A 13222-nucleotide genomic window follows, 5' to 3' on the forward strand; every position below is an offset into this window, starting at 1 on the left:
CATCCCACACACCCGACACATCCACCAACCCACCCCACCGCAACGGCAACTCCAAACCCACCACCCGACCCAAACCCCACACCGCCGCACCCGCGGAGAGGTCGCCCAGGGTCTCCGAGTCGTCCACGGCGACGGCGCCGGAGGTGAGCCACCACAAGCGAGCGTCGACCGTCGCCACGGCCAGAGCCTGCGCCACCGTCATGGCCTCGACCACGCCCGCGCCGGCGAGCGAGATCAGCGAGACCAGGCCGGCGACCGGCCCGCGGGTCTCCCGCGTCTCGGTGAGCTGGCGCGCGATGCGGTCACGGTCCCACTCGTCCAGCACCACCGGGACCACCTCGGCGCCCCGCTGCGCCAGCCCGGCCAGTAGCGGGTGGTCCTCCTGGCTGGGGAGGATCAACACCAGCCACGTACCGGTCAGGCCCTCACGCTCGGCGACGGCTGCCGGCCGCCACTCGACCCGGTACCGCCAGGAGTCCACGACGGACTGCTGCCGGGCGGTCCGCCGCCACTGCGCGAGCTTCGGCAGGACCTCGCTGAACGGCTCGTCGGAGCGGACGCCCAGCTCGCCGCCGATCCGGTCGGGGTCGCCGGACTCCACGGCCGCCCAGAACCGCCCGTCGAGTGCGTCGGCGTGAGCGTCCCGACGGATCGAGGCCGCGGCCTCGGGCCAGTACCAGGTGTGGTCGAAGGCGTACGTGGGCAGGTCGACCACGCGCGGCCGGGCACCGGCCTGGCCGTGGTACGCCGCCCAGTCCACCGCGACACCCGCCACCCAGAGCCGCCCGACGGCCGAGGTCAGCGCGTCGACCTCCGCCTGGTCCCGCCGCGACGTCGGGATCCGCCGCACGTCGGCGACGATCTCCGCCACCATCGCCGTCAGCGTCGCGTCCGGGCCGACCTCCAGGAACGTGTCGACCCCCTGCTCCCGCAGCGCCGCCACCCCGTCGGCGAACCGAACCGCCTGCCGTACGTGCCGCACCCAGTACTCCGGATCCACCAGCTCCAACGGATCCGCCATCGCGCCGGTCACATTCGACACCACGGGCACCCGAGGCACCCGCCAGTCCAGCCCCGACACCACCGCCCGGAACTCGTCCAGCATCGGATCCATCAACCGCGAATGGAACGCGTGACTGACCGACAACTCCTTCGTCCGCCACCCCCGCTCACGAGACGCCGCCACCACCGAGGCCACCTCGCCCGCGGCCCCCGACACCACCACCGACGCCGGACCGTTCACCGCCGCGACATCCACCGCCGCACCCGACGCCTCGATGACCTCCCACACCGCAGCCTCGGGCGCACCGACGGCCGCCATCACCCCGCCAGCCGGCAACGCCTGCATCAACCGGCCCCGCGCCGCCACCAACACACACGCATCCGACAGCGACAACATCCCCGCCACATACGCGGCGGCCACCTCACCAATCGAATGACCCGCCAGGAAATCCGCCCGCACACCCCACGACGACAACAACTCCCACAACGCCACCTCGACCGCGAACAACCCCGCCTGCGCGAACACCGTCTGATCCACCAGACCAGCGTCGACACTGCCCGACTCCGCGAACACGATCTCCCGCAGCGGACGCGGAAGGTGCGGATCGATCTCTCCGCACACCGCGTCGAAAGCCGAAGCGAAGACCGGGAACGCCTCGTACAACGCCCGACCCATACCGGCCCGCTGCGAACCCTGACCCGTGAACAACACCGCCCGACGACCCGCCGACACCACACCCGAGGCCACCGACGACCGGCCCTCGGCGACAGCCGACAATCCCGCCGTCAATTCCTCGCCCGAGCTACCCCACACCACCGCGCGGTGTTCCAATGCCGCCCGCGACATGGCCAACGACCAGGACACGTCCGTCACCGCGACATCCGTGCGGGACCGCGCGAACGCCACCAACCGCGCCGCCTGACCCAACAGACCACGCTCCGACCGCGCCGACACCACCCACGGCACCGGCACCCCGACCGGCGCGGCGGACGCCAGAGCGTTCTCCGGCTCCGGCTGCTCGATGATCACGTGCGCGTTCGTGCCGGAGATACCGAACGACGACACGCCCGCCCGACGCGGACGCCCCACCGCCGGCCACTCACGCGCCTGCGTCACCAGCTCCACCGCGCCCGACGACCAGTCCACGTGCGACGACGGCGCATCCACGTGCAACGACGCCGGCACCACCCCGTGCCGCATCGCCAGGACCATCTTGATCACGCCGGCGACTCCGGCGGCGGCCTGCGTATGACCGATGTTCGACTTCACCGAACCCAACAGCAACGGCTCGTCCCGACCCTGCCCGTACGTCGCCAACAACGCCTGCGCCTCGATCGGGTCGCCCAACGTGGTGCCCGTGCCGTGCGCCTCGACCACGTCCACGTCACCGGCCGACAACCCCGCCGACGCGAGGGCCTGCCGGATCACCCGCTGCTGCGACGGACCGTTCGGCGCCGTCAAACCGTTCGACGCACCATCCTGGTTCACCGCCGTACCCCGCACCACGGCCAGGACCCGCCGACCGTCCCGCCGCGCGTCCGACAGCCGCTGCACGACCAGGACGCCCACGCCCTCGCCCCACGCGGTGCCGTCGGCCGATTCGGCGAACGCCTTGCAGCGGCCGTCCGCCGACAGCCCGCCCTGGCGGGAGAACTCGATGAAGGCTCCCGGAGTCGCCATCACCGTCACACCGCCGGCCAGCGCCAGGTCGCACTCGCCGGACCGCAGCGCCTGCGCGGCCAGGTGCAACGCCACCAATGACGACGAACACGCCGTGTCCACCGTCACCGCCGGCCCCTCGAAACCGAACGAGTACGCCACCCGACCCGACAGCACGCTCGCCGAGGCACCGGTCGCGCCGAACCCGGCGAGGGACTCGCCGGCCTGACGCACGACGGTCTCGTAGTCCTGTCCGTTGGTGCCGGCGAACACCCCGACGCGGCTGCCGCGCAACGCGAGGGGTTCGATCCGGGCGTCCTCGAACGCCTCCCAGGTGACCTCCAGCAGCAGCCGTTGCTGCGGGTCCATGGCGAGGGCCTCGCGGGGCGAGATCCCGAAGAACTCGGCGTCGAAGCCGCCCGCGTCGGCCAGGAAGGCCCCTCGGGTGACGTAGGAGTGATCGTCGCCCTCGGCGCCGGGGTCGGCCAGCGACTCCAGGTCCCAGTGCCGGTTCGTCGGGAAGTCCGACATCGCGTCGACGCCGGCCGTCAGCAGGCCCCAGAGCCCTTCCGGGGACTCGGCTCCGGCGGGGAAACGGCAGCCCATGCCGACGATGACGATCGGGTCGTCGCCCACGACGGGGCCGGTGAGCGCGGCGGCGTCGAAGAGGGCCTGCCCGCCGAGCAGCTCGGCGTGGATGTGCCCGGCGAGGACGGTCGAGTTCGGGTAGTCGAACGCGAGCGTGCTCGGCAAGGCGAGGCCGGTGGCCGCGTCGAGCCGGTTGCGCAGCTCGACCGCCGCCAGCGAGGTGAAGCCCAGGTCCTGGAACGCCCGATCCGGTGCCACCCGCTCGGCGGACTCGTGGCCCAGCACGGCGGCGACCTCGGCACGGACGAGTTCGCGGAGCGCGTGGAGCTGTTCCGTATCAGACATTCCGGACAGGCGAAGGCGCAGGTCGGCCGCCGGCGCGGAGGCCTCGTCGGCTGCCGCGGGGCCGGCCGCGGCCAGCAGGTCCCGGACCAACGGGGCGTGCCGCCGACCGCCGGCGGTGGCCACCCGGGCCCAGTCGATGTCGGCCACCACGAGGTACGTCTCGTCGCGGTCCAGCGCCCGGGTGAGAGCCCGCACCGCCGTCTCCGGCGCCATCGCGCCGAACCCGGTGCGGCTCAGCCGCTGCTCGAACTCGCCGGCGCTCACCCCGCCGTCGGCCCACAGGCCCCAGGCGAGCGAGGTCCCCGGCAGCCCCTCCGCGCGACGCCGCTGCGCCAGAGCGTCGAGGAAGGCGTTGCCGGGCGCGTAGGTGGCCTGGCCGGCGGCACCCAGGAGACCGGCGAGTGAGGAGAAGAGGACGAACGCGGAGAGGTCCCTGCCCCGGGTCAGCTCGTCCAGGTTGCGCGCGGCGTCGACCTTCGCCCGCAGCGCGGTGGCGAGCTGGTCGACGCTCACCGCGTCGACCACGTTGTCGTCGAGGGCGGCGGCGGTGTGCACGACCCCGGTCAACGGAAGCTCGTCGGGGATCGAGTCGAGCAACGCCGCGAGCGCGTCCCGGTCGGCCACGTCGCAGGATGCGACGGTGACCCGGCAGCCGAGCCCGGTGAGTTCCTCGGCGAGGGCGGCGGCGCCGGGCGCCTCGGGACCGCGCCGGCTGACCAGCAGGAGGTGTTCGGCGCCGTCGCCGGCCAATGCCCGGGCGACGTGACCGCCGAGGGCGCCGGTGCCGCCGGTGACCAACACCGTGCCGCGCGGCGTCCGGGAACGGCGCGGGCCGGCGTCGCGGTCCGTCGCGCGAACCAGCCTGCGGGCGTGGGCACCGGCCTGGCGCAGGGCGACCTCGTCCTCCCGGCCGGCGCCGCCGATCAGCGTACGGAGCCTGCGCACGACACCCTGGTCCGGCTGCTCGGGCAGGTCGACGAGCCCACCCCAGCGGTGCGGGTGCTCGGCCCGCAGCACGCTGCCGAAGCCCCACGCCATCGCCTGCACGGGGTCGACGTGCCGGTCGCGGGAGCCGACGGAGACGGCGCCGTGGGTGGCGATCCAGAGTCGGGCGGCGACCCCGGCGTCGCCGAGCGCCTGGGCGAGCGCGACGGTGCCGGCGAGACCGGCCGGAACGGATTCGGCACCGGCGTACGGCCGGTCGTCGAACGCGAGGAGGGAGAGCACGGGCAGCGGCTCGCCGTCGCGGCCGGCCGACGCCTCGACCAGGTCGTGGGCGATGCGCTTGCGGTCGCAGGCGGCGTGGACCTCGACGACCCGCGCGCCGTCGGCACCGAGGGCGGCCACCCAGTCCGTCACGGCCGCGCCCGCGTCGGCCGGTACGACGAGTAGGAATTCCGCAGCCTCGGCACGGGCGGGCTCGTCGGCGAGCGGCTGCCACGCCACCCGGTAGCGCCACGAGTCGAGGGTTGCCTCGGCGTCCCGGCGGCGCCGCCAGGTGGACAGGGCCGGCAGCACGTCCGCGAGCGGGGCGTCGGCGTCGACGGCCAGGCTCTCGGCGAGGCTCGCCACGTCCTCCGCCTCGATGGCCCGCCAGAAGTCCTCGTCGGCCGCGGTACGCCCGGCGACCGGGGGCCGGTAGGACCGCGTCGCCGCATTGATCCAGTAACGTCGATGGTCGAAGGCGTACGTGGGCAGGTCGACCACGCGCGGCCGGATGCCGGCCTGGCCGTGGTAGGCCGCCCAGTCGACCGGGACACCCGCGACCCAGAGCTGCCCGACGGCCGACGTCAGCGCGTCGACCTCCGCCTGTTCCCGCCGCGACGCCGGGATCCGCCGCACGCCACCGCCGCCGACGATCTCCGCCACCATCGCCGTCAACGTCGCATCCGGGCCGACCTCCAGGAACGTGTCGACCCCCTGCTCCCGCAGCGCCGCCACCCCGTCGGCGAACCGCACCGCCTGCCGCACGTGCCGCACCCAGTACTCCGGATCCACCAACTCCAGCGGATCCGCCACCCCACCGGTCACATTCGACACCACCGGCACGCGCGGCACCCGCCAATCCAGCCCCGCCACCACCGCCCGGAACTCGTCCAACATCGGATCCATCAACCGCGAATGGAACGCGTGACTGACCGACAACTCCTTGACCCGCCACCCCCGCTCACGGGAAACCGCCACCACCGAGGCCACCTCGGCAGCGGCACCCGACACCACCACCGCCGCCGGACCGTTCACCGCCGCGACGTCCACCGCCGCACCCGTGAGATCGATCAGCTCGACGACCGACTCCTCCGACGCGCCGACCGCGGCCATCACCCCACCGGCGGGCAACGCCTGCATCAACCGGCCCCGCGCCGCCACCAACACACACGCATCGGTCAGCGACAACATCCCCGCCACATACGCGGCCGTCACCTCACCGATCGAATGACCCGCCAGGAAATCCGCCCGCACACCCCACGACGACAACAACTCCCACAACGCCACCTCAACCGCGAACAACCCCGCCTGCGCGAACACCGTCTGATCCACCAGACCGGCATCGGGGGTACCCGGCTCGGCGAACACGATCTCCCGCAACGCACGCGGCAACAGCCCGTCGAACTTCCCACACACCCGATCGAAGGACGCCGCGAACACCGGGAACACGTCATACAACTCACGACCCATACCGGCCCGCTGCGAACCCTGACCCGTGAACAACACCGCCCGACGACCCGCCGACACCACACCCGACACCACCGCCGGACGGCCCTCCACCACAGCCAACAGCCCCGCCGTCAGGTTGTCCACGTCCGAGCCCCACACCACCGCCCGGTGCTCCAACGCCGCCCGGGACGAAGCCAACGACCACGACACATCCGACACAGACAGGTCAGGCCGGTCCCCCACGAACGACACCAACCGCGCAGCCTGACCCGACAGACCCCGCTCCGACCGCGCCGACACCACCCACGGCACCGGCAACCCGACCGGCGCGACGGACGCCGAAGCGGACTCCGGCTCTCCCTGCTCGATGATCACGTGCGCGTTCGTGCCGGAAATGCCGAACGACGACACCCCCGCCCGACGCGGGCGCCCCACCACGGGCCACTCCCGCGCCTGCGTCACCAACTCCACCGCACCCGACGACCAGTCCACATGCGACGACGGCTCGCCCACGTGCAACGACGCCGGCACCACCCCGGCCCGCATCGCCAAGATCACCTTGATGATCCCCGCCACCCCGGCAGCCGCCTGCGTATGACCGATGTTCGACTTCACCGAACCCAGCAGCAGCGCGTCGTGGTCGCCTCGCTCCTGCCCGTACGTGGCGAGCAGCGCCTGTGCCTCGATCGGGTCGCCGAGCGTCGTGCCCGTGCCGTGCGCCTCGACGACGTCGACGTCCGCGACGCCCAGCCGGGCGTTCGCGAGAGCCTGGCGGATCACCCGCTGCTGCGACGGACCGTTCGGCGCCGTCAACCCGTTCGACGCGCCGTCCTGGTTCACGGCACTGCCGCGCACCACCGCCAGGACCCGCCGACCGTCCCGCCGCGCGTCCGACAACCGCTGCACCAGCAGCACGCCCACGCCCTCGGACCAGCCGGTGCCGTCCGCGTCATCGGAGAACGACTTGCACCGGCCGTCGGGGGACATGCCCCGCTGGCGGGAGAAGTCGATGAACGTCTCGGGGGTCGCCATGACGGTGACGCCGCCCGCGAGGGCCAGGTCGCACTCGCCCGACCGCAGCGCCTGCACGGCCAGGTGCAGCGCCACCAACGACGACGAACACGCCGTGTCCACCGTCACCGCCGGCCCCTCGAAACCGAACGAGTACGCCACCCGACCCGACAGCACGCTGCTCGCCGTGCCGACGCCGAGGTAGCCGTCGAGGGTCTCTGGCACGTCGGCCAGCCCGGCGGCGTGGTTGTGGTACATCATGCCGGCGAACACGCCGACCGGGCGGCCCCGGAGCGCGAGCGGGTCGATCCGGGCGTCCTCGATCGCCTCCCACGAGGTCTCCAGCAGCAGCCGCTGCTGCGGGTCCATGGCGAGGGCCTCGTGCGGCGAGATCTTGAACAGGTCGGCGTCGAAGTCACCAGCGTCGGCCAGGAAGCCGCCCTCGCGGGCGTAGCTGGTGCCCCGGCGCGTGCCGGACGGGTCGTACAGCTCCTCGAGGTCCCACCCGCGGTCGGCGGGGAAGTCCGTGATGCCGTCGCCGCCGGCGACGAGGAGGTCCCACAGCTGCTCCGGGGAGCGTACGCCGCCAGGGTAGCGGCAGCTCATCCCGACGATCGCGATCGGTTCGTCTAGCGCCGCGGCGCTGGCGACCGGCGCCGGCAGCGGGCCGGTGTCCGTGCCGGTCTCGGCGTCGAGGTGGTCGGCCAGGGCGAGCGGCGTCGGGTGGTCGAACACCAGGGTCGCCGGCAGCCGCAGGCCGGTGACCGCACCCAGCCGGTTACGCAGCTCGACGGCGGTCAGCGAGTCGAAGCCCAGGTCGGTGAACGGACGCGCGGCCTCGACGGCGGCGGCGTCGGCGTACCCCAGCACCGCCGCGACCTGGTCGAGGACGAGCCGCAGCAGGGCCGCGGCGCGCTCCTCGCGGTCGAGCCCGGCCAGCTGGTCGGTGAGGGCGGCGGTCCTGGCCGGACCGGTCCGTGCGGCGCGGCGGCGGGGCGTCCGGACCAGCCCGCGCAGCACGGACGGCAGGGTGCCCGCCTCGGCCTGGGCGCGCAGCGCCGGGCCGTCCACCGTCATCGGCACCGCCACCGACCGGCCGGTCAGCAGGGCGGCGTCGAAGAGGGCGAGGCCGTCCGCCTGCGGGAGGGGCCGGACGCCCGCGCGGGCCAGCCGGTCGGTGTCGGCCCGGTCGAGGGCGGCGGTCATGCCGCCGCCCGATTCGGCCCACGGCCCCCAGGCCAGGGAGAGCGCCGGGCGGCCCGCGGCCCGCCGTCGGTGGGCGAGCGCGTCGAGGAAGGCGTTGGCGGCGGCGTAGTTGGCCTGGCCGGGGCTGCCCGTCACGCCCGCCGCCGACGAGTACGTAACGAAGAGGCCGAGGTCCAGGCCGGCGGTCAGCTCGTGCAGGTGCGCGGCGGCGTCCACCTTGGGCCGCAGCACCTCGGCGAGGGATTCGGCGGTGAGCGAGGTCAGCGTGCGGTCGGCGAGCACGCCGGCGGAGTGCACCACGCCGGTCAGCGGGTGGGCGGGGTCGATCCGGTCCAGCAGCGCCGCCAGGGCGTTCCGGTCGGCGGCGTCGCACGCCTCGACGGTCGCGGTCGCGCCCAGGTCGGCCAGCTCGGCGAGCAGGTCGGCGACGCCGTCCGCGTCGGCCCCGCGCCGGCTGGTCAGCACCAGGTGGCGGACCCCGTGCCGGGTGACGAGGTGGCGGGCGGTCAGTGCGCCCAGGGCGCCGGTGCCGCCGGTGACCAGCACCGTGCCGTCCGGGTCCAGCGACGGGGCCGGGGCGTCGGATTCGGTGGCGGCGACGAGCCGGGGCACCCGGACCACGCCGTCGCGCACCGCCGCCTGCGGCTCGTCGGCGGACAGCAGGCCGGCGAGGGCGGCGGCGGAGCGGTCCGGGTCGTCGACGTCGACGAGCAGGAACCGGCCGGGGTGCTCGGCCTGCGCGGAGCGGAGCAGACCCCAGACGGCCGCGCCGGCCAGGTCTGCCACCTCGGCGTCGTCGTCCACGGCGACGGCGCCGCGGGTGAGCACCACCAGCCGGGATCCGCCGGTGTGCCGCTCGGCGGCGAGCCAGCCCTGGAGCACGCCGAGGACCTCGGCGAGCAGGCCGTGGACCGGGCCGGGGCCGGTCGCGGTGGCACCGGCCACCGGGAACAGGACGACGTCGGGCACTCCGGCGTCGACCAGCGCGTCGAGGTCGGCGTGCCGGGCGGCGGTCACGCCGGACGGCAGCGGCGCGGGGTGGTCGCCGAGCACGGCCCAGGTCGTGTCGTCGGGCGCGCCGGCGCCGCCACCGTGCCGGGGCCAGTCGAGGCGGAACAGCGAGCGACGCCAGGAGGACGCGCCGGAGGCCGGTTCCCCGGCCGGCAGGGGCCGCAGCACCAGGGACCCGACCCGGGCGACGGGCTCGCCGGCCGCGTCCGCGACCAGCATGGCCACGGTGTCCGGGCCGGTGGGGGTGAGCCGTACCCGCAGCGTGTCGGCGCCGTGGGCGGACAGCGTGACGGCGGACCAGGAGAACGGCATCCGGGCCTGGCCGGGGTCGACGATGCCCAACCCGACCGCCTGCACGGCGGCGTCGAGCAGCGCCGGGTGCAGCCCGTACCCGCCGGCCTCGCCGGCCGCCGGCTCGGGCAGCGCGACTTCGGCGTAGACGTCGGCGCCGAGCCGCCAGGCGGCGCGCAGCCCGGAGAAGGTCGGGCCGTACGCGAATCCGGCCTCCGCCGCCCGCCCGGTCAGCTCGGACACGTCGAGGGCGGTGGCGCCGGCCGGCGGCCAGGCCGTCAGCGGGGTCCCGTCCTCTCCCGGTTCGGGGGTGAGCAGGCCGGTGGCGTGCCGGACCCACAGGTCGTCGGTGCCGGACCGGCGGGCGTGGACTGTGAGCTGCCACGTGTCGGCGCTGCCGCGTTCGGCGGCGACCTGCACGTCGACGCCGCCGGTCTCCGGCAGCACCAGCGGCGCCTCCAGGGTCAGCTCGGCGAGCCGGTCCGCGCCGACCTCCGCGCCGGCCCGCAACGCCAGCTCCACGAACCCGGTGCCGGGGAGGAGCACCACGCCGCGGACGGCGTGCTCGGCCAGCCAGGACTGGCTCTCCACCGACAGCCGGCCGGTGAGCGTCACCTCGTCGCCGTCGGCGGAGCGGAACACCGCGCCGAGCAGCGGGTGCCCGGTCGGGGTCAGCCCGGCAGCGGTCACGTCGGCGGCCTGCGGCAGGGGCAGCAGCCAGTAGCGCTGGCGCTGGAACGCGTACGTCGGCAGGTCGAGCGGCGCGGGTGGGCCGTCGAACAGGGCGGCCCAGTCCACCGGCACGCCGCGGGCCCAGACGGTGGCGGCGGCGGCCAGCGCGGTCGCCGGCTCGTCGGAGTCGGCGCGCAGCACCGGGGCGCAGACCACCTGGTCCGACCCGACGATCTCCTGGGTCAGCGCGGAGAGGACCCCGCCGGGGCCCACCTCGACGTACGCGCCCACGCCCAGCTCGCGCAGGGCGGTCACGGCCGCGTCGAAGCGGACCGTCTCCCGGACGTTGCGCAGCCAGTACGCCGGCGAGCGCACCTCGTCGGGGGTGAGCACGACGCCGGTCACGGTGGAGACCACGGGAATCCGGGGGGCGGCGAAGGTCAACTGCCCGAGCACGTCGGCGAACGCGTCGAGCATCGGGTCCATCCGGGCGGAGTGGAACGCGTGGCTGACCCGCAGCCGTTTGGTCTGCCGGCCGAGGGCCGCGAAGTGGTCGGCGACCGCCAGCACCGCGTCCTCGTCGCCGGAGACGACGACGGACTCCGGGCCGTTGACGGCGGCCAGCCCCGCGCCGGCCGCCTCGACGGTGGTGTCCAGGTGCTGGCGCACCTCGGCCTCGGTGGCGCGGACCGACACCATCGCGCCGCCGGTGGGCAGCGCCTGCATCAGGGTGCCCCGGGCGGCGACCAGGCGGGCGGCGTCCGGCAGCGACAGCACGCCGGCGACGTGCGCGGCGGCCACCTCGCCGACCGAGTGCCCGGCCACGAAGTCGGGCACGACGCCCCAGGACTCGACGAGCCGGTAGGCGGCCACCTCGACGGCGAACAGCGCCGCCTGGGCGTAACCGGTGCGGTCGAGCACGTCGGCGGGACCGTCGAGGACCTCGCGCAGGGGCCGGTCGAGGTGCCGGTCCAGTTCCGCGCAGGCGGCGTCGAAGGCCGCGGCGAAGACCGGGAAGGCGGCGGACAGCTGCCGGCCCATCCCGACCCGCTGGGCGCCCTGCCCGGTGCAGAGCACCGCGACGCGGGTGGGGCCGGCGACGCCGCGCCGCACGGACGCGGCCGGGACGCCGTCGGCCAGCGCGGCGAGCCCGGCGATCAGCTCGTCCCGGTCGGCCCCGAGCACCACGGCCCGGTGTTCCAGGGCGGACCGTCCGACGGCCAGGGCCCGGCCCACCGTGGCCGGCGCGGCGTCGGGGTGGTCGGCGAGCCAGGTGCGCAGCCGGTCGGCCTGGGCGGTGAGCGCGGCGGCGCTGCGGGCGGAGACGACCCACGGCAGCGGGTCGGGCCCGGCGACGGCGTCGGCGGCCGGCTGCGGCGTGGGCGGGGCGGCCTCGACGATGACGTGGGCGTTGGTGCCGCTGACGCCGAAGGATGAGATGCCGGCCCGCATCGGGCGGGACCCGTGCGGCCACGGGCGCGGCTCGCGGAGCAGGCTCACCGCGCCGGCCGACCAGTCGACGTGCGGGGACGGCTCGTCGACGTGCAGGGTCCTCGGCAGCACCCCGTGCCGCATCGCCATGACCATCTTGATCACGCCGGCGACGCCGGCCGCGGCCTGCGTGTGCCCGAGGTTGGACTTGATCGAGCCGAGCCACAGCGGCTGGTCGTCGGCCCGGTCCCGGCCGTAGGTGGCGAGCAGCGCCTGCGCCTCGATGGGGTCGCCGAGGCGGGTGCCGGTGCCGTGGGCCTCCACCGCGTCCACGTCGGCCGGGGAGAGCCGCGCGTTGGCCAGGGCCTGGCGGATCACCCGCTGCTGGGACGGGCCGTGGGGCGCGGTGAGGCCGTTCGAGGCGCCGTCCTGGTTGACCGCGGTGCCGCGCACCACGGCGAGCACGGGGTGCCCGTTGCGGTGGGCGTCGGAGAGCCGTTCCAGCAGCAGCAGCCCGGCGCCCTCGCTCCAGCCGGTGCCGTCGGCGGCGGCAGCGAAGGACTTGCACCGCCCGTCCGGGGACAGGCCGCGCTGGCGGCTGAAGCCGATGAACGTGTCGGGGCTGGACATGACGGTGACGCCGCCGGCCAGCGCGAGCGTGCACTCGCCGGAGCGCAGCGCCTGCACGGCGAGGTGCATCGCCACCAGGGAGGACGAGCATGCGGTGTCGACGGTGACCGCCGGGCCTTCGAACCCGAACGTGTAGGCGATCCGGCCGGAGACGACGCTGCCGTGGTTGCCGGTGCCGACGAAGGCCTCGACCTCCTCCGGCACGCCGTTCAGGCGGGACACGTAGTCGTGGTACATGACGCCGGTGAAGACGCCGGTGCGGCTGCCCTTGAGCGAGTCGGCGGCGATGCCGGCCCGTTCGACCGCCTCCCAGGCGACCTCCAGCAGCAGGCGCTGCTGCGGGTCCATCGCCAGCGCCTCCCGGGGGGAGATGCCGAAGAAGCCGCCGTCGAACTCGCCGGCGTCGTGCAGGAAGCCACCCTCCCGGGTGTACGACTTGCCGTGCGCGTCCGGGTCGGGGTCGTAGAGGTTCGCCACGTCCCAGCCCCGGTCGGCCGGGAACTCCGTGACGGCGTCGGTGCCGGACTCGACCAGCCGCCACAGCGCCTCGGGGGTCCGCACCCCGCCCGGGTAGCGGCAGCTCATCCCCACGATCGCGATGGGCTCGTGGTTCTGCTCGTCGACGGCCCTCAGGCGTTCGCTGGTCTCGTGCAGGTCAGCGGTGACGCGCTTGAGGTACTCGCGGAGCTTGGCTTCGTTCGCCATCGGGGTGATCACCTG

1 protein-coding gene is annotated in these 13222 nt (G+C 74.8%); it reads right to left on the reverse strand.

Annotated features, from left to right (window positions below):
- Positions 1–13207 (reverse strand): type I polyketide synthase (locus ACZ6Q9_RS32600; protein WP_396831110.1); only part of this gene is annotated, 13207 nt, incomplete at its 3' end.
- Between the last annotated feature and the right edge of the window lie 15 nt (positions 13208–13222).

Source organism: Micromonospora sp. NPDC049139, from assembly GCF_055586845.1.